This is a genomic window from Serratia sp. CY29653 (assembly GCF_052169255.1).
Taxonomy (GTDB): Bacteria; Pseudomonadota; Gammaproteobacteria; order Enterobacterales; family Enterobacteriaceae; genus Serratia; species Serratia sarumanii.
The window spans coordinates 720,018-736,180 of sequence record NZ_JBJNLC010000001.1; the positions used below are offsets into that span (position 1 = coordinate 720,018).

Sequence of the window (16,163 nt, forward strand, 5' to 3'; positions counted from 1 at the left end):
AATAGGGAATCTCGTATGTCTACTCCGTTATTTCGCCGCAAGGCGTTGCACGCAGCATTACTGGCTATCCCGGCGTTTGCGCTGAGCATCGATGCGCTGGCGGCGGACGTGCCGCAGGTCAAGGTCACGGTCAACGACAAGCAGTGCGAACCGATGCAACTGACGGTGCCGGCCGGCAAGACGCAGTTTGTGGTGCATAACACCAGCCAGAAAAACGTCGAATGGGAAATCCTGAAAGGGGTGATGGTGGTGGAAGAGCGCGAGAACATCGCGCCGGGCTTCACCCAGAAAATGACCGCCACGCTGGAAGCGGGCGAATATGATATGACCTGCGGGCTGCTGAGCAATCCAAAAGGCAAACTGACCGTCACTGCGGCGGCCAACGGCGCCACTGACGGCAAGCCGAGCGCGCTGGATCTGGTTGGCCCGATCGCCGAATACAAAGTCTACGTCACCAAAGAAGTCGATGGGCTGGTGAAACAGACCAAGCTGTTCACCGACGCGGTGAAGGCCGGCAACGTGGAGCAAGCGCGCAAGCTGTATGCGCCGACCCGTCAGCACTATGAGCGCATCGAGCCGATCGCCGAGCTGTTCTCCGATCTGGACGGCAGCATCGACGCCCGTGAAGACGACTACGAGAAGAAATCGGCGGACCCTAACTTCACCGGTTTCCACCGTCTGGAGAAGGCGCTGTTTGCCGACAACTCGACCAAAGACATGGATAAATACGCCGATCGGCTGTATCAGGACACCGTTGAGCTGCAAAAACGCGTGGGTGAACTGACCTTCCCGCCGAGCAAGGTGGTGGGCGGCGCAGCCGGGCTGATCGAAGAAGTGGCGGCCAGCAAGATCAGCGGTGAAGAAGACCGCTATAGCCGCACCGACCTGTGGGATTTCCAGGCCAACGTCGACGGCGCGCAGAAGATCGTCAACCTGCTGCGCCCGCTGCTGGTCAAGGCCAATAAGCCGCTGCTGGACAAGATTGACGCCAACTTCAAAACCGTGGACACCATTTTGGCGAAGTACAAAACCAAAGAGGGTTATGAGTCCTACGAGAAGCTGAGCGAAGCCGATCGCAACGCGTTGAAAGGGCCGATCACCACGCTGGCGGAAGACCTTTCCCAACTGCGCGGCGTGTTGGGCCTGGACTGAGGCATAGGATTATGAGCAACAAGGCAGGCCCGAACAGCGGGCCGCATCCGCAATCGCAGGGGGCGGCCTCGCCTTCGCGGCGCCGTTTGCTGCAAGGGCTGGGGCTGGGCGCACTGGCGCTGGGCGGCAGCCGCCTGGCGCAGGCGGCGGGCAACGCGGCGGAGCCGTTGGCGACGCCGCAGGATGAGCGTTGGCAGAAACAGCCGTTTTATGGTCGCCATCAGGCTGGGGTGCTGACGCCGCAACAGGCGGCGATGATGCTGGTGGCGTTCGACGTGCTGGCGACCAGCAAAGCGGATCTGGAGCGTCTGTTCCGGCTGCTGACCGATCGCATCGCGTTCCTGACCCACGGCGGCAAGGCGCCGGAAGTGGATGCCAAGCTGCCGCCGCTCGATTCGGGCATCATGGGGCCGGAGATTTACCCGGACAACCTGACCATCACCGTTTCGGTCGGCGCATCGCTGTTCGACGAACGCTTTGGCCTGCAGGCGCAAAAACCGCTGCGGTTGCAGAAGATGACGCGTTTCCCCAACGATGCGCTGGACGCCGCGCTGTGCCACGGCGACCTGCTGCTGCAGATCTGCGCCAACACCAATGAAACCGCTCTCCACGCGCTGCGCGATATCATCAAGCATTCGCCGGATCTGCTCAGCGTGCGCTGGAAGCGGGAAGGGTTCATCTCGGCGCATGCGGCGCGCAGCAAAGGCAAAGAAACGCCGATTAACCTGCTGGGCTTCAAAGACGGCACCGCCAACCCGAAAACCGACGACAAACCGCTGATGGATAAGGTGGTGTGGGTTGGCGACGGCGCCGGCGAGCCGGCGTGGACGGCGGGCGGCAGCTACCAGGCGGCGCGCATTATTCGCTTCCGCGTCGAGTTTTGGGATCGCACGCCGCTGCAGGAGCAGGAAACCATCTTTGGCCGCGAAAAGCACAGCGGCGCGCCGCTCGGTATGAAGCATGAACATGACGAGCCGAACTACGCGAACGATCCCGACGGCAAGGTGATACCGATGGACGCGCACATTCGGTTGGCGAACCCCCGCACGCCGGAAAGCCAAAGCAACCTGATGCTGCGGCGCGGCTACAGCTATTCTCTTGGCGTCTCGAATGCCGGGCAACTGGAAATGGGGCTGCTGTTCGTCTGCTATCAGGCCGATCTGGAAAAAGGATTCCTGACGGTGCAAAAAAGGCTCAACGGCGAAGCGCTGGAGGAATACATCAAGCCGATCGGCGGCGGGTATTTCTTCGTATTGCCGGGCGTGAAAGAGGGCGGCGACTATCTGGCCAGCGGCTTGCTCAAGGCCTGAGTGCGCAATGACGAGGCGCGATCTTCCGCCTCGTTTTACTTTGTATTGCCTATTGCGCGGGACATTGCGCGACGAAGTTCAATTCGATGCTTTGCCTGCGGATTAAAAAAATCTGCACGGCTCACCGGCTTTGGATTGCGCAAAATTTAATCGAGAAACCAAAGTGTCATTTGTGGTTTTTAATTGCAATTCATTGATATTTTTGAGGTAAAAATTTTTCTGGAATGACGTGTAGAGCGTGATATAGTGTTTTAGCGCTGACTGAAAACAAAAGATATTAAATTTTTTTACATTTTAGTAACGCGACGAGATTGAATGTCATTATACTGTAATCATCTGGCGGTAGTTTTCACACGGTGCACAGCTTGAAGCTGTAAATATCACTGCGGGGATCGCTAATGGTAAAGTCCTTGGTTGGGCTGGAAAGAAAAAATAACACATCTCCCCTGATTTCTCGTTGTAACGAGGGTTATCTCTCCGACTCTCTTTTACCGGCAACTCCGCACTCTTATCGCTACCGAATCTCATCACTTTTTACTCCACGTTTATTGATGCAGTCCGCGTTGTCCCGTGAAGACACGGCGCTTAAGCGTTGCCGTCAATTCACCTTGTCCCTTGGCTCTTATTGGCTCGGAGGAGGCCAAAACCTAATACGTGTGTGAAACATAATCGCGCGGCCAGGCCGTTGCGGTAGGTGAAACAAACTGTAAGGTGCCACTATGGGTAGACAGAAAGCAGTGATCAAAGCACGTCGTGAAGCGAAACGCGTTATTCGTCGTGACGCTCGTAGTCATCGCCAGCTGGAAGAAGAGTCTGTGACCTCGCTGGTGCAAATGGGGGGAGTCGAGTCTATCGGCATGGCGCGAGACAAGCGCGATAGCTCACCCATCGAGGCTAGAACCGAAGCTCAGGGTCATTACTTATCAGCCATAGAGAATAAGCAGCTGATCTTCGCCACCGGCGAAGCCGGCTGTGGCAAAACATTCATCAGCGCCGCCAAGGCGGCGGAGGCGCTGATTCATAAAGAGGTGGATCGGATTATCGTTACCCGTCCTGTTTTGCAGGCGGATGAAGACCTCGGTTTCTTGCCGGGGGATATCTCCGAGAAGTTCGCGCCTTATTTCCGCCCGGTGTATGACATTCTGGTACGTCGTTTAGGATCTTCCTTTATGCAGTACTGCCTGCGCCCGGAAATCGGCAAGGTAGAGATTGCGCCGTTCGCTTATATGCGCGGGCGCACCTTCGAAAATGCGGTCGTTATCCTGGATGAAGCCCAGAACGTGACCGCCAGCCAAATGAAAATGTTCCTGACCCGCCTGGGAGAAAACGTGACGGTTATCGTTAACGGCGACGTGACCCAGTGCGACTTGCCGCGCGGCGTGAAATCCGGCCTCAGCGATGCCCTGGAGCGCTTCGAAGAGGACGAGATGATCGGCGTTATCCGCTTTGAAAAACAGGACTGCGTGCGTTCCGCTTTGTGCCAGCGCACGCTCAACGCTTACAGTTAACCTATCCGCTACTGGAAAGGCCGCTTCGGCGGCCTTTTTTATCGCCCCTCATTTATCATTTCGTTTAACCTTTGTGTAAATTATTGTGGTTTTTTGTATAGATTTTCGTTGAGTTAGCGTCAATGATTAGTGAGTGCCAGATTGGCGCGCAATTTGCCTGTGCCGCCAAAAGGACATTATCTGGGGTGTGCGCCGCGCGGCGCATAGCGTGTAGGTTCCTTGATGCGATTCAAACATGAAATACATCGTTCTGATTTTGCTTATTTTATGCGTCGTCTATGTGCATTACCGCGGACGGGTGCGCTACAACGTGTGGCGGCAGCTGTCTGACCATTCCACCTTTACCGCACCATTGAACGTCTTCATGTATCTGTTTTCCCGCGTGCCGACCACGCCGTACCTGAAGCCGGAGCAGTTTCCTGAGCTGGCGGTGTTGAGAGATAACTGGGAAACCATCCGCGACGAAGGACAGAAGCTGATGGAGATCCAGCAGATCAAGGCGTCCGATCAATTCAACGACGCCGGTTTCAACTCGTTTTTCAAGACCGGTTGGAAGCGCTTTTATCTGAAATGGTATGAAGACAGCCATCCCTCCGCCATGACCCTGTGCCCGCAGACCACGGAACTGCTGCGCAGCCTGCCTTCGGTCAAGGCGGCGATGTTCGCCGAACTGCCGGACGGCAGCCGTTTGCCGCGCCACCGCGACCCTTACGCCGGTTCGCTGCGTTATCACCTGGGGCTGATTACCCCCAACGATGACCGCTGCTTCATTGAGGTGGACGGCGAGCGCTACAGCTGGCGCGACGGGGAAGGCGTGATGTTCGATGAAACCTATCTGCACTACGCGGAAAACCAGAGCGGGCAGAACCGTCTGATCCTGTTCTGCGACATCGAACGGCCGATGCGCTACCGCTGGGCGCAGGCGGTGAACCACTGGCTGGGGCGCAATCTGATGAGCGCCGCCACCGCGCCGAATGAAGAGGGCGATCGCACCGGCGGCGTCAACAAGATGTTCAAATACATCTATGCGATACGCCGGGTGGGGAAACGCCTAAAGGCCTGGAATCGCACCGGTTACTACATCATCAAGTGGATTTTGTTCGGGGGGATCGCCGCGGCGATATTCTTCTCGGTATAAACGAAGGTGGGGGCGCACGGTGTGCGCCCCTTTTTGATCAGGCGAAGATAGTCATCATGTAGGCGGCGAACAGCGCCAGGTGGGCGGTGCCGTTCAGCACGTTGGTGCGGCCGGTCGAGAACGACAGCTGGCACAGCAGCAACACCGTCAGCATCACCACGATATGCGGCGTTTGCAGGCCGAAGATCAGCGTCTGCCCGGTCAGGGTGGCGATGATGGTGACCGCCGGCACGGTCAGGGAGATGGTCGCCAGCACCGAGCCGAAGAACAGGTTCATGGCGCGTTGCACCTGATTGTTCAACACGGCGCGCAGCGCGCCCAGCCCTTCAGGCGACAGGATCAGCAGCGCCACCAGGAAACCGGTGAACTGCGCCGGCGCGTTCATTTTGGTCAACAGACCTTCCAGCGGATTGGCGTTGAACTTGGTGACGGCGATAACCGCGATCAGGTGCACGATGAGCCAGGCGGCATGCCAGGCGCTGCTGTGGGAAGAAGGCTTGCCGTGATGCGGGTCGCCGTCGTCGTCTTCATGCTCGTACACGAACAGGCTCTGGTGGGTTTTGGTCTGGATCACCAGGAACACGCCATACATGGCGGCGGAGATCAGCGCTACCAACAGCGCTTGCCCGGTGCTGAAGTTGCCGCCCGGCAGCGCGCTCGGGAATACCAGCACAATCACCGCCAGCGGGAAAATCGCCATCAGGTACTGTTTGATGCCGCCCAGATTGACGTACTGGGTGGCGAATTTGCGCCCGCCGAGCAGCAGCGCGAAGCCGACCAGGCCAGCGGAAACGATCATGATGATGGAGTACAGCGTATCGCGCATCAGCGCCGGCGCGGCGTCGCCGGTGGCCATCAGCGCCGAGATCAGGCTGACCTCGAGGATCACCACCGACAGGCTGAGGATCAGCGAGCCGTAGGGTTCGCCCAACCGGTGAGCCAGCACGTCGGCGTGGCGCACCACGCTGAAGGCGCTGCTGAGGATCCCCACCAGCGCGAGAATATTGATGCCGACGATCAGCGGAAAGTTAGCGGTGCTGCTCCACAGGTTCAACACCACCAGCGCGGCGATGGGAAAGATCAGCGAGTATTCGGTGTGGCGAGATTTGGTGGATCGGCCAGGATCGTGTTGCGACTTCATGAGGGTGGCACTCCTTCTCAAACAGCGTAGCCCGTCGGCGCCGGTCGCCGTGGCACGGCAACTCTGCGTTTCCAGTAGGTATTTTATATTAGGATACACCCGCGGCGCCGGTGTGATGTTGTTTTTATCTGAGAAAGCAATTGCTTGCTTTATGTGATCAGGGTAGCAAAAAAACCGCACGGGGTGCGGTTTTATTTACTTACTTTTACGCAGTAACGCCAATTTTTAACGTTAGATTTGAGAAAAGTCGTGTTTACTCATTTACCGCTTGGTTAATCAAGGAAAACGAGACCGTCAGTCATCAATATTATCCATGATTTCATGCCGTTTATTGTGGTAACCCTCTTCATTTAGCCCCTCACGCCAGTAAGGTACGGCATAAAGACGATTGCGATCGCATTGGCGTTCACGGCGCAGGTAGCGGCGCAACCCCACCACCAGGCGATCTTCACCGGCGAGCCAGAAGTGCGCTTCGCCCTGCGGCAGGGACTGTGCGCGGAACTGAGCGATCAGTTCGTCGGTTTTCTCCGTGCCGCCGACGATCCAATTGACTTCAACATCAGCGGGTTTTTTCAGGTCAATCATGTCAGCGGTGCTGTCGACGCGGACGAAAGCGCGCCCGGCGCTGTGCGGCGGCAGGTTTTCCAGCAGCGCGGCCAGCGCAGGCAGCGAGGAAGGATCGCCCGCCAAGCAGTAGAAATCGGCCGCCGGCAGCATCGGTTTGGGGCCGCCCGGGTTGCTGATGCCGATTTTATCGCCGATTTTCGCTTGGCGCGCAAAGTCGACCGCTGGGCCTCGGTGATCGTGAATCGCAAATTCGATGTCCACTTCCGCCTGTTCCGGGCGCACGGCGCGAATGGAATAGGTGCGCACGATCGGGCGCACGGCGTCCGCGGCCCAGCGCGGGCCGTTTTCGGTCAGCGTCGGCAGATCCGGCTGAGTTTGGTCGGCGAGCGGCAAAAAGACTTTGATGTGCGCAGCGGCGGCGTTGGCCGGGTAGTAGCGCAGATCGGGCGCGGTAAAGGTGATGCGGCGCAGGTGCGGCGTAATGTCCTGTACGGCGCTGACGGCGATCAGGTAGGGGGCGCGTGAGCGAGGGGCTTCGGTAGTCACGGGGATCTCCTTATAGTTCGTTTGGCGGTGAGTATACCATGCCGTTTGATAATGAGAATTGTTTGCTCATTGAGGCGCAATCGCCTGTGAGCTAGGCTTAAGGTTCACGCAATACGCACGGGAGGACGTGATGCCATACCAAGACACGAACGACTTGCCGGACAATGTGAAGCATGTGCTGCCGGCCCATGCGCAGGCGATTTATAAAGAAGCGTTCAACAGCGCCTGGCAACAATATCGGGATCCTGAAGATCGACGCGGTGACGCCGGCCGGGAAGAGACGGCGCACAAGGTGGCCTGGGCAGCGGTCAAACAAAGCTATCGCAAGGGTGACGATGAGCGCTGGCACAAAAAGTAACGCCTTTTATGCCCGGTAAAAATCGCGCAGACGTTATGCTGACCTCGGCAATTAATATTATTGCTGCTCAGTACAAATACTTTTCCACGTTAACGCCGCTTTGCAACTTGATTGCGCGGCGGGAAAAGAATATGGTCATTATTAATAGGCGCGGTTATTGAATTAATAAAATTCCGCACCAAAAAATAAAATTGCAAAGGTTCAGTAGTGGCGAGGGAGGACGAGAAATCGTATTCCCGGGAGGTTGTAACAGTGTTAACGCGAGATTTTCTGCAAAAAGCGGATTGCAAAACCGCCTTTGGCGCTATTGAGGAGTCGCTGTTGCTGACGCCTGAACAGCGCGCAGCCTCGTTGGCGTGCACATTATCGCGCCGGCCGGATCACAGCCCGGTATGGGTATTCGGTTACGGTTCGCTGATGTGGAATCCGGTTTTCGAATCGGAAGAAGTGCGGCCAGCCATACTGCAGGGCTGGCATCGGGCGTTCTGCATGCGTTTGACCGCCGGGCGCGGCACGCTGCATCAGCCGGGGCGCATGCTGGCGCTGAAAGAGGGCGGCCAGACCACCGGATTGGCCTTCCGTCTGCCGGAAAGCACGCTGCGCGAAGAGCTGGAGTTGCTGTGGAAGCGCGAGATGATCACCGATTGCTACGTGCCGACCTGGTGTGAGCTGCAGCTGGAGGGCGGTGAGGCCGTCACGGCGCTGGTGTTCGTGATGAACCCGCAGCATCCGCTGTTTGAAGCAGACACCAGCCACCAGGTGATCGCGCCATTGATCGCCAGCGCCAGCGGCCCGCTGGGCACCAACGCGCAATACCTGTTTGCGCTGGATAACGAGCTGAAGCACCACGGCATGCAGGATGATTGCATCGGCGATCTGGTGCGTTACGTGCAGCAATGGTTGCAGCAGAACCGCCCCGGCACTTTCGGGGCCGAGGCCACGGCCTGAGGCGTTGGCGGGGCGGCAGACAGTAAAGGGCTCAGCGTGCGGAGCCCTTTTTCATATATCTAATGCCTCTATTTAATAACTTTATTCTGCATGATTATTTAAGCCAGTCACTTTGTGTGGTTATTTATCTCATTATTTTTAAAGCCATTCATCATTTTCCTCCGTTTTCACACCCCGAGAGTCACGATAAATAATTCACTTAGTATTAAATTGCATAACTAAAGGCTATTTCTTATTTGTTCAGCCCCGCAGGACTCCGTATCAATATGGCAGACGCTACCGCAAGAAACAGGGAGACGGGGATGAACTTTCAACAATTAAAAATTATTCGCGAATCGGCGCGCTGCAACTACAACCTGACCGAGGTCGCCAATACCTTATTTACTTCGCAGTCCGGCGTCAGCCGGCATATTCGCGAGCTGGAAGAAGAGCTGGGCATCGAAATATTCATTCGCCGCGGCAAACGGCTGCTGGGCATGACCGAGCCCGGCAAAGAGCTGCTGGTGGTGGCGGAACGCATTCTCAACGACGCCAACAACATCCGTCGCCTGGCGGACGTCTTCAGCAGCAACGATTCGGGGCAGCTGCATATCGCGACGACGCACACCCAGGCGCGCTACAGCCTGCCGGGGGTGATCAAAGAGTTTCGCGCGCTTTATCCACGGGTGCGGGTGGTGCTCAATCAGGGCAGCCCCGAAGAGATCGTCTCGATGCTGGCCGCCGGCGAAGCCGATATCGGCATCGCCAGCGAGCGGCTGATGAGCGACGAGTCGCTGGCGGCATTCCCGTACTACCGCTGGCATCACACCATTTTGGTGCCGGAAGGGCACGAGTTGACGCGCCAGCCGCAGGTGACGCTGGAGATGCTCAGCACCTTGCCGCTGATCACTTACCGCCAGGGCATTACCGGGCGCGCGAAGCTGGATGCGGCGTTCAAAGCGGCGGGCCTGACGCCGGACATCGCGCTCAGCGCGCAGGATTCCGACGTAATTAAAACCTACGTCGAATTGGGATTGGGCGTGGGCGTGCTGGCGGACATGTCGTATGAAAAAGAGCGCGATCGCGGGTTGGTGAGCCTCAACGCAGAGCACCTGTTTGAACCCAATACGGTATGGCTGGGCCTCAAGCGCAGCCAGCTGCAGCGCAACTATGCCTGGCGCTTTATCCAACTGTGCAACCCGACGCTGTCGCTGACCGAAATCAAGGACAAGGTCTTCTCGTCGCAGCTGGATGCGGTGATTGACTACCAGATTTAGTCGGACAGCTGGGCCCCGCCGGATTGCCACGGGGAAGGGGGATTAGTCGTCGGTACGTTCGATCAGGTGACGTTTACTTTTTCTGAACGGGCCGATGGCTTCCCATTCCGGGAGTTCTTCAGGTGGACGCGGGTTGGCCATCTCCCAGCGATGGTGTTGGCGCAAAATCTCGATGGCGATGCGTTTTTGCTCTTGAATGGAGAGCGTAGGGTCGGTCAGATCCTTATTTTCCATTTTGGCTTCCTTTCTGCACGTTATTTATACGCACCTTATCACATTTGGCCCCGTACTTTTCCAGCGATTGTATGTACTTTTTCAGTGCGTTGAAGCTGGTTTTACATGTCATGGTTCCGGGTATCACCTCAAAGGCGGCCTGACGAGTATACAGCGCCAACACGCGGTGATTGATTGCGTGGCTGATAAGTATGTCCGGCGGAGGCACCGGCGTCAGCCTCTGCTCTTGCAGGTTCAGGCCATACAGATACAGTACCTGCAAGCAGTTGCGCAGCATATTGCCTTTCAGTGGATGTTGCGCTTCACGCAGGGAGAAATTCTCCAACGCGACAAGTTCGATAACGTTCTCTGCCTGGAGATAACGGCACAGGCAAAATCCGGCGCGGCTCAGCGGGCTGGCCATTTGCCGATAGACGAAAGCGAAACTCATCGGCGTTTGGGCATGATATTTAAAAAGAGAGCGCCAATTTAACGTATGCCCGTTTTTCCTGCCTTTTTGCCAGCGCCGGTCTTGTACCGTCAGACGAGTCATAAACAGATCCGACTCAAGCAGGACGCTGTTCATGTCTGCCAGCGTTTGCTCTATCGCTCTCTCATGCCGGTGTGAGACGCCATTTTCCGATGGATGGTTTTCCATTTTCCCGTCCCTTGGGTGACCGAACTGACGTTAATCACCCAATGAAACAGACTCAAACCCCGCGTTTCACCGCTGCGAACTGCGCCGCAAAGACAGTTATCCATTGCGGCCAGCTGCCGTGAGCGTGCGATCTGGCGTGCAATACTCTCTCTAATAATCAAAATCCCATCTATATACATAAAAAGAATATCTATAGTGATTTAAGTACCTTCAACTGCCGATCGTGCTCGCATACACTCGCGAAATTATTATAAATTCCATCCGCTTGGAGAGTTTCAGATGAAAGCGCTCGTTCCTTCTTTGCTGTTTTTAGCCGTGGCGGCCAGCGTTAACGCGCAGGCGGCGACGCCGGCCAACACGCTGGTGATCGCGCAGTCTATCGATGACGTGGTCAGCTTTGACCCGGCCCAGGGATTTGAGTTAACCACGGTGCAGTCGTTCAACAGCCTGTATCAACGTCTGATCCAGTCCGATCCGCACAACCCTATCGATCTCAAGCCAACCCTGGCCAGCAGCTGGCAGGCCGGCGCCGACAATCGCAGCCTGACTTTCAGCCTGCGCCCGGACGCCAGGTTCGCCAGCGGCAATCCGCTGCGGCCGGAAGACGTGATCTTCTCGCTTTCACGGGTGGTAAAACTCAATCTGGAGCCGTCGTTTATCCTGACGCAGCTGGGTTGGAACGCGAAGAACGTGGAGCAACACCTGAGCAAGGTGGATGACCACCAGGTAAAAATCAGCTGGAGTGAAAACGTCAGCCCAGCCTTCGTGCTCAGCCTGCTGTCGGCGCCGGTATCGTCGATCGTCGACGCCAAAGAGGCGCTGGCGCACCAGCAGGGCGACGATCTGGGGCACCAATGGTTGAACAGCCACTCCGCCGGCAGCGGCCCTTACAAAATCCGCACCTATGTGCCACACGAGGTGGTGGTGCTGGACGCCAACCCAGGCTCGCCGGAAGGGGCGCCGACGCTGAAAACCATCCTGATCAAAAACGTGCCCGATCCGGCCGCGCGCCGTTTGCTGATCGAGCAGGGCGATGCCGATATCGCGCGCAACCTGGGGGCAGACCAGATGGCGGCCCTGAAGGGCAAGCCGGGCGTCAAATCGTTGGCCATTCCTTACGCCTCGCTTTATTTCCTGCAGTTCAACGCCAAGGCGTCGCCCGCGCTCGGCAATCCGGCGTTCTGGGAGGCGGCGCGCTGGCTGTTCGATTACCAAGGCATCGCCGACGATCTGCTGAAAGGGCAGTTCCAGAGCCATCAGGCATTCCTGCCGGACGGTTATCTGGGTGCGCTCAAGGATCAGCCGTACAGCTTCAATCCACAGAAAGCCAAAGAAATACTGGCCAAAGCGGGGCTCAGCAACGTCAGTTTCCGTCTGGACGTCAACAACCAGCCGCCGTACCTGGATATCGCCCAGGCGTTGCAGGCCAGTTTTGCCCAGGGCGGCGTGAAGGTGGAACTGGTGCCGGGCATCAGCTCGCAGGTCTCCACCAAGGTGAAAACGCTTAACTACGATGCGACGCTGACTTCCTGGGGGCCGGATTATTTCGACCCTAACACCAACGCCGCAGCCTTCGCCTACAACCCGGAAGACGGCAGCAAGACGCTGGCCTGGCGCGCCAACTGGCAGATCCCGGCGCTGAGCAAGCTGACGCTGGCCGCCACCGCGGAAAACGACACCGCCAAACGGGTGGCCGACTACCAGCAACTGCAAAAACAGGTGCAGCAAAGCTCGCCGTTCGTCATCGGCCTGCAGGCGCGCAGCCTGATTGCGGTGCGCGACAACCTCAAGGGCTATGTGCAGGGCATCAACCCTGACATGGTGTTCTACAGCAAGGTCAGCAAGTAATGGCCGCTGAACTGTCCGCCTCCGCCGGGGCGGCCCGGCGGTATTGGCGCTGGGGCGGGCGGCTGCTCGGCGGCGCGCTGTCGCTGGCGTTGACGTTGCTTGGCCTGCTGCTGTTCACCTTCATGCTGTCGCATCTGGCGCCGATCGATCCGGCGCTGCAGGTGGCGGGCGATCATGCCAGCGAAGCCACCTACGCACAGGTGCGGCATGAGTTGGGGTTGGATCAGCCGTTGCCGGTGCAGTTTTGGCGTTATCTGGTGCACCTGGCGCACGGCGATTTGGGTATTTCGCGCATAACCGCCCAGCCGGTGTTGAGCGATTTGCTGCGTACCTTCCCGGCGACGGTGGAGCTGGCCACCTGCGCCATTATCCTCGGCGCCCTCGGCGGCATTACGCTGGCGTTTCTGGCGGTGCTCAAACCGGGCAGCTGGCTGGATAACGCGGCGCGTCTGCTGTCGCTGATCGGTTATTCGGTGCCGATTTTCTGGCTGAGCCTGCTCGGGCTGCTGCTGTTCTACGCCACGCTGCACTGGTCGGCGGGGCCGGGGCGGCTGGACGACATCTACCTGTACAGCATGGAGCCGCGCAGCGGTTTCGTGTTGATCGACAGCTGGCTGTCCGGCGATCGCGACATGTTCTACAACGCCATCGGCCACCTGTGGTTGCCGGTAGTGGCGTTGGCGCTGTTGTCGATGGCGGGCATTACTCGGTTGCTGCGGGCGGCGATGCTGGAAGAGTGCAACAAGGAATACGTGACGCTGGCGCGTTCCAAGGGGGCCGGGCGCCTGCGCATTCTGCTGCGCCATGTGTTTCCCAACGTGCTGGGCACGCTGATCACCGTACTGTCTCTCTCTTACGCCAGCCTGCTGGAGGGGGCGGTATTGACCGAAACGGTGTTCGCCTGGCCCGGCGTCGGGCGTTACCTGACCTCGGCGCTGTTTGCCGCCGATACGCCGGCGATCCTCGGTGCCACGCTGCTGATCGGCACCTGTTTCGTGCTGTTGAATGCGCTGGCCGACGCCTTGACCTATTTAGTGGATCCGCGAACCCGATGAGCCAATATCTCTCTGAACACGAACCGCAAAGCGAGCCGGCCGTCGGTTACCGCCGTGGCCGGCGCCTGACCACGCTGACGCTGGGCACGGCGCTGGTGGCGATTCTGATCGTCACCGCGCTGCTGGCCCCGTGGCTGGCGCCTTTCGATCCCAATCTGCAGCATATCGAGCTGCGGTTACTGCCGCCTTCCGCCGCACATTGGCTGGGCACCGACGGCTTTGGCCGCGACTTGCTCTCCCGCGTGATTTACGGCGCGCGGCCGACGCTGATTCTGGTGTCGCTGATTCTGGTGTTGACCATTCCCATCGGCCTGCTGGTCGGCATTGGCGCCGGTTATCTCGGCGGCTGGGTAGAGCGCATTTTGATGCGCCTGACCGACATTTTTCTGTCGCTGCCGAGCCTGGTGATCGCGCTGGCGTTCGTGGCGGTCATGGGGCCGGGGCTGATGAACGGCGCGCTGGCGCTGGCATTGACCAGCTGGCCGGCCTTTGCCCGCCAGGCGCGGGCCGAAACCCTGGCGCTGCGCCGCAGCGATTACCTGGCGGCGGCGCGCATGCAAGGCATCAACGGGCTGCGGCTGATGGTCGGCCATATTTTGCCTTTATGCCTGCCGAGCGCGGTGGTGCGCGCAGCGCTCAGCCTGGGCGGCATCATCCTGTCCGCCGCCGGTCTAGGGTTCCTCGGCATGGGCGTCGCGCCGCCGACCGCCGAATGGGGCTCGATGGTGGCCGAAGGCAGTAAAGTGATTTTCGACCAATGGTGGGTCGCCGCCGCGCCGGGCGGGGCGATCCTGTTCGCCAGCCTGGCGTTTAACCTGCTGGGCGATGGCCTGCGCGACAAAATGGATCCTCGTCATGGACACTGATAACACCTTATTGACCGTCGAACGGTTGGCGATCGGCGTGCCGGGGCCACAGCCGGTGGCGCTGGTGAAGCATATTTCGTTCAACATGGGGCGGGAGCGGCTGGCGCTGGTCGGTGAGTCCGGCTCCGGCAAATCGTTGACCGCGCGTGCGCTGATGGGGCTATTGCCGCCGCCGTTGCAGCTGCAGGCGCAGCGCCTGACGCTGGGCGATGAAGACTTGACGCGCCTGAGCGAGCGCCAGTGGAGCAGGCTGCGCGGCGACCGGGTGGCGATGGTGATGCAAGATCCCAAGCATGCGCTGAATCCCAATCAGCCGATCGGCCGTCAGGTGGAGGAGCCGCTGGTGCTGCATGCGAAGCTGAGCCGCGCCGAGCGGCGTGAAAAAGTGCTGGAAATGCTGGCGGCGGTGGGCTTGCCCGATCCGGCTGCGCTGTGCCGCCGCTATCCGCATCAGCTCTCTGGCGGCATGGGGCAGCGGGTGATGCTGGCCATTGCGTTGATCAACGATCCACAGCTGTTGATTGCCGACGAACCGACTTCGGCGCTGGATCACCAGATGCGCGATCAGGTGCTGCAGCTAATAGAAAACCTGGTGGCGCAACGCAATATGGGGCTGATCCTGATCAGCCACGATTTGCAGCAGGTGGCGCACCACTGCGAGCGGGTGCTGGTGATGTACAAAGGCGAGCTGTTGGATCAGCTGCCGGCAGCAGAGCTGGCGGAGGCCACGCATCCTTATACTCGCACGCTGTGGGCGTGTCGGCCGAGCCGCGAGACGCGCGGCAAACCGCTGCCGGTGCTGGATCGCGCGCTGTTGGAGACGTTGAAATGAGCGTGATCGCACTGGAGAACCTGAGCGTCAGTCACCGCCAAGGCTACGAACTGCGCACCGTGGTGCATGAGGTTAACCTGTGCATCGAGCCGGGCGAGTGTTTCGGGCTGGTGGGGCCTTCCGGCTGCGGCAAGTCCTCGTTGCTGTGGGTGCTGGCCGGGCTGAATGGCAGCTGGCAGGGCGGCTTTGAGTTGCTGGGGCGGCGCCTGCAGCCGGGCCAGGCGTTTACCGGCGAACTGCGGCGCGAGGTGCAGATGGTGTTTCAGGATCCCTATGCTTCGCTACACCCCAAGCACCGGCTTTTGCGTACGCTGTCGGAGCCACTCAAACTGCTGCAGGAAAGCGACATTGAACGTAAAATCAGCGCGGGCTTTCGCCAGGTGGGGTTGGATCCGCGCCTGCTGGAGCGCTACCCGCATCAGCTGTCGGGCGGCCAGCGTCAGCGTGTGGCGATCGTGCGCGCATTGTTGCTGCGGCCGAAGCTGCTGTTGCTGGATGAGCCGACCTCGGCGTTGGACATGTCGGTGCAGGCGGAGATCCTCAACCTGCTCAACGAGCTGAAACAGGCGGGCGATCTGACGATGGTGCTGGTCAGCCACGATGCGGACGTGATTGACCACATGTGCGATCGTTCGGTGGCGATGGCGCACGGCCGCATCATCGTTTGACCCTATGCCCGCCAACGCGGCGGGCATATCCATCCTGGTAATAAATAAAGCAATTTATCGTCGTTCTTCCGTTAATTCTTACCCCCTACACTCGAAAAA

General features: G+C 58.8%; 16 protein-coding genes. 12 read left to right on the forward strand and 4 right to left on the reverse strand.

What is annotated here, in order from left to right; all coding sequences use genetic code 11:
• The first annotated feature begins 15 nt into the window (after positions 1 to 15).
• The 4 genes from efeO (at position 16) to lpxO (ending at position 5,108) form a co-directional block, all read left to right on the forward strand.
• Positions 16 to 1,152 (forward strand): iron uptake system protein EfeO, encoded by a 1,137-nt coding sequence (gene efeO, locus ACJ8HN_RS03565; protein ID WP_033647749.1) that lies wholly within the window; start codon positions 16 to 18, stop codon positions 1,150 to 1,152.
• Between the two features lie 11 nt (positions 1,153 to 1,163).
• A complete protein-coding gene (gene efeB / locus ACJ8HN_RS03570) occupies positions 1,164 to 2,462 on the forward strand; it encodes an iron uptake transporter deferrochelatase/peroxidase subunit (RefSeq protein ID WP_074026782.1) in 1,299 nt (432 codons plus the stop codon).
• Positions 2,463 to 3,181: 719 nt separating this feature from the next.
• Positions 3,182 to 3,970 carry a phosphate starvation-inducible protein PhoH gene (gene phoH, locus ACJ8HN_RS03575; RefSeq protein WP_015378226.1) on the forward strand — a complete coding sequence of 263 codons (789 nt, stop codon included), beginning with the start codon at positions 3,182 to 3,184 and terminating at the stop codon, positions 3,968 to 3,970.
• Positions 3,971 to 4,205: 235 nt separating this feature from the next.
• Complete coding sequence (lpxO, locus tag ACJ8HN_RS03580; protein ID WP_033634956.1) at positions 4,206 to 5,108, forward strand: lipid A hydroxylase LpxO; 903 nt, start codon at positions 4,206 to 4,208, stop codon at positions 5,106 to 5,108.
• Between the two features lie 37 nt (positions 5,109 to 5,145).
• Here lpxO and chaA read toward each other — a convergent pair whose 3' ends face one another.
• Positions 5,146 to 6,249: a sodium-potassium/proton antiporter ChaA gene (gene chaA / locus ACJ8HN_RS03585; RefSeq protein WP_033647747.1), complete on the reverse strand. Its 1,104-nt coding sequence runs from the start codon at positions 6,247 to 6,249 to the stop codon at positions 5,146 to 5,148.
• A gap of 294 nt (positions 6,250 to 6,543) precedes the next feature.
• Positions 6,544 to 7,362 carry a siderophore-interacting protein gene (locus tag ACJ8HN_RS03590; protein ID WP_033634954.1) on the reverse strand — a complete coding sequence of 273 codons (819 nt, stop codon included), beginning with the start codon at positions 7,360 to 7,362 and terminating at the stop codon, positions 6,544 to 6,546.
• Positions 7,363 to 7,492: 130 nt separating this feature from the next.
• Here ACJ8HN_RS03590 and chaB point away from each other — a divergent pair, with 130 nt between their 5' ends.
• The 3 genes from chaB (at position 7,493) to cbl (ending at position 9,924) form a co-directional block, all read left to right on the forward strand.
• Positions 7,493 to 7,720 (forward strand): putative cation transport regulator ChaB, encoded by a 228-nt coding sequence (chaB, locus tag ACJ8HN_RS03595; RefSeq protein ID WP_033647745.1) that lies wholly within the window; start codon positions 7,493 to 7,495, stop codon positions 7,718 to 7,720.
• A 252-nt stretch (positions 7,721 to 7,972) separates the two neighbouring features.
• A complete protein-coding gene (locus ACJ8HN_RS03600) occupies positions 7,973 to 8,668 on the forward strand; it encodes a gamma-glutamylcyclotransferase (protein WP_060418941.1) in 696 nt (231 codons plus the stop codon).
• A gap of 302 nt (positions 8,669 to 8,970) precedes the next feature.
• Complete coding sequence (gene cbl, locus ACJ8HN_RS03605; protein ID WP_033634950.1) at positions 8,971 to 9,924, forward strand: HTH-type transcriptional regulator Cbl; 954 nt, start codon at positions 8,971 to 8,973, stop codon at positions 9,922 to 9,924.
• A 42-nt stretch (positions 9,925 to 9,966) separates the two neighbouring features.
• On the opposite strand, the gene ACJ8HN_RS03610 is transcribed toward cbl, so the two are convergent.
• Together ACJ8HN_RS03610 and ACJ8HN_RS03615 are read right to left on the reverse strand one after the other, a co-directional pair.
• On the reverse strand, positions 9,967 to 10,158 hold the full coding sequence (locus tag ACJ8HN_RS03610; protein ID WP_033634949.1) for a hypothetical protein: 192 nt from the start codon (positions 10,156 to 10,158) through the stop codon (positions 9,967 to 9,969).
• Positions 10,148 to 10,795: a hypothetical protein gene (locus ACJ8HN_RS03615; protein WP_074026780.1), complete on the reverse strand. Its 648-nt coding sequence runs from the start codon at positions 10,793 to 10,795 to the stop codon at positions 10,148 to 10,150. Before ACJ8HN_RS03615 ends, ACJ8HN_RS03610 begins: the two co-directional genes overlap by 11 nt.
• Positions 10,796 to 11,074: 279 nt before the next feature.
• On the opposite strand from ACJ8HN_RS03615, the gene ACJ8HN_RS03620 reads away from it, so the two are divergent.
• The 5 genes from ACJ8HN_RS03620 to ACJ8HN_RS03640 are packed head-to-tail and all read left to right on the forward strand — an operon-like array spanning position 11,075 to position 16,064.
• Positions 11,075 to 12,643, forward strand: coding sequence for an ABC transporter substrate-binding protein (locus ACJ8HN_RS03620; RefSeq protein ID WP_442523091.1), 1,569 nt, complete (start codon positions 11,075 to 11,077; stop codon positions 12,641 to 12,643).
• Positions 12,643 to 13,698 (forward strand): ABC transporter permease, encoded by a 1,056-nt coding sequence (locus ACJ8HN_RS03625; protein ID WP_033647742.1) that lies wholly within the window; start codon positions 12,643 to 12,645, stop codon positions 13,696 to 13,698. The genes ACJ8HN_RS03620 and ACJ8HN_RS03625 overlap by 1 nt, the downstream gene beginning before the upstream one ends.
• Positions 13,695 to 14,564: an ABC transporter permease gene (locus ACJ8HN_RS03630; RefSeq protein WP_043147604.1), complete on the forward strand. Its 870-nt coding sequence runs from the start codon at positions 13,695 to 13,697 to the stop codon at positions 14,562 to 14,564. Before ACJ8HN_RS03625 ends, ACJ8HN_RS03630 begins: the two co-directional genes overlap by 4 nt.
• Positions 14,554 to 15,396, forward strand: coding sequence for an ABC transporter ATP-binding protein (locus ACJ8HN_RS03635; RefSeq protein WP_060423644.1), 843 nt, complete (start codon positions 14,554 to 14,556; stop codon positions 15,394 to 15,396). The genes ACJ8HN_RS03630 and ACJ8HN_RS03635 overlap by 11 nt, the downstream gene beginning before the upstream one ends.
• On the forward strand, positions 15,393 to 16,064 hold the full coding sequence (locus ACJ8HN_RS03640) for an ABC transporter ATP-binding protein (RefSeq protein ID WP_060421473.1): 672 nt from the start codon (positions 15,393 to 15,395) through the stop codon (positions 16,062 to 16,064). Before ACJ8HN_RS03635 ends, ACJ8HN_RS03640 begins: the two co-directional genes overlap by 4 nt.
• The last annotated feature ends 99 nt before the right edge of the window (positions 16,065 to 16,163 follow it).